The 1,873-nt window shown below is 39.7% G+C and carries 1 protein-coding gene and 1 pseudogene; one reads left to right on the top strand and one right to left on the bottom strand.

The features are described from left to right. The coding region (locus PX636_RS03000) for an ABC transporter ATP-binding protein (RefSeq protein WP_288116178.1) at window positions 1-1,687 on the top strand (1,687 nt) is incomplete at its 5' end. Window positions 1,688-1,781: 94 nt separating this feature from the next. On the opposite strand, the pseudogene PX636_RS22585 reads toward PX636_RS03000, so the two are convergent. Further along, window positions 1,782-1,873 (bottom strand): annotated as a pseudogene (locus PX636_RS22585) (IS200/IS605 family accessory protein TnpB-related protein); the annotation flags it as partial.

Here is a 1,873-nt window from a genome sequence, read left to right as displayed (position 1 = left end):
CAAAGATATGCGAATTGATTCAGTTATTCTGCTGCTAGAAGTGGATATAGATTATTATGTAAAAAGTAAAATAGGAGATATTTTTAATCGTTTCATGTCGGAGATTAATCGGGCTGTAGCATCAATTAGAAATTACATAAACCTGATTAAGATTATCGCTACAGCTTTCATGTACTTAGTTATTTTATTATCAATTTCTTGGCAATTAACTATTCTTTCAAGTGTTTTGGGTGGCTTTTTAGGTCTGCTTAATCAATACTTTGTCAAGAGATCGAAAAAGTTTGGAGAGATTATCACCGTAACGGCTAAACAGCAAACTAATAAACTGTTGGAACTGTTAACGGGAATTCGCCTAATTAAAGCGGTAGGCAATGAGAGATACGAATTAGAATCTATCGTGGAAGATATCGAAGCCCGGGAGAAAGCGGGTTTAGATGCCCAGACTAATAAGGCTGTAATCGAACCGCTTAATGAGATCGGTGGGGTAGTTATTATTGCTTTAATTATCATTGCTGGTCGTTATCTTTTTAATGAACAACTGCAAGCTTTAGCGACGATTTTATTAACCTATCTCTATGTACTTTTCCGGGCCCTGCCGATAGTTAGTCAAATTAACAGTGCTAGGAGTAGTCTATTGGGTGATGTTTCCGCAGTAGAGGTGGTAGCGGACTTTCTCATTCGAGAGAATAAACCATTTATGAGCAATGGCTCTATTCCCTATCAAAGATTAGAGACAGGTATTCATTTTGATAACGTCCAATTTTACTATCCTGGTCATCAAGAATTAGTTCTCAAGGGCATCGATCTGTGGATTCCAAAAGGAAAAATGATCGCTCTTGTTGGTGCTTCGGGGGCGGGAAAATCGACAATTGCTGATTTATTACCACGCTTTTATGATCCTACAGCCGGGAGGATTCTTTTTGACGGTCACGATTTACGGGATTATGAGATCAAATCTCTGAGAAAAGCCATGGGAATAGTCAGTCAAGACACTTTTCTCTTTAATAATTCTCTCCGTTTTAATATTGCCTACGGATTAAGCGATGTGAGTGATGCAGAAATTTTAGCAGCGACAAAAAGGGCGAATGCCTACGAGTTTATCTGCAAACTGCCGGAAGGACTGGATACGGAAATTGGCGATCGGGGAGTGAGACTTTCGGGGGGACAAAAACAAAGATTAGCGATCGCTCGTGCCTTACTGCGAGATCCGGATATTCTCATTCTCGATGAAGCCACCAGTGCTTTGGATACAATTTCTGAGCGTTTAGTACAGGAAGCGATCGATGAACTCTGTCGCGAGCGGACTACTCTTGTGATCGCTCACCGTCTTTCCACAGTTCAAAAAGCCTATCAAATTGTGGTGCTGGACAAGGGAAAAGTGGCAGAAATCGGCAATCATGAGGAATTATTAGCTCAAGGTGGTCATTATGCCCGTTTACACGCTCTGCAATTTAGTGATAGCAAAGAGGCTGACTCTAAGAATAGGGAAGATGAGCAAAAAAGAAAAGCTTATTTATCCTACGAAGCGAGAAGTAGTCTTAATAGTCTTTTAGGTTCTCTGCGTCTAGTATCTGAAGATTTAATCGAAGATTCTCAGGAGAAACAGGAAATTTTAGAAGAATCCTGTAGTTCAGCCATGCGACTTCTCCATATTATCGAAGACTACGAGTATTCCTCGACTCGATAGCTCTCCTGCAAAAATCAAAAATTGTTGTCATAGTTAGTAAAAGTATAGTCAAATATAGACAGACTGAATTCCATTTCAGAAATTCCTTTCACTTTTACTTCGAGAGATTGATTCTCCTTGGGTGAACTACGCACCTCTCTATCCCATAGCAGTTAAACGCATTTGGGAATGCTTTTCGTAAAATAT

The organism is Microcystis sp. M53598_WE2 (assembly GCF_030067735.1).
Classification (GTDB): domain Bacteria; phylum Cyanobacteriota; class Cyanobacteriia; order Cyanobacteriales; family Microcystaceae; genus Microcystis; species Microcystis aeruginosa.
The sequence above is the reverse complement of the archived record's forward strand: the minus strand, read 5'-3'. Positions and strand labels throughout refer to the sequence as shown.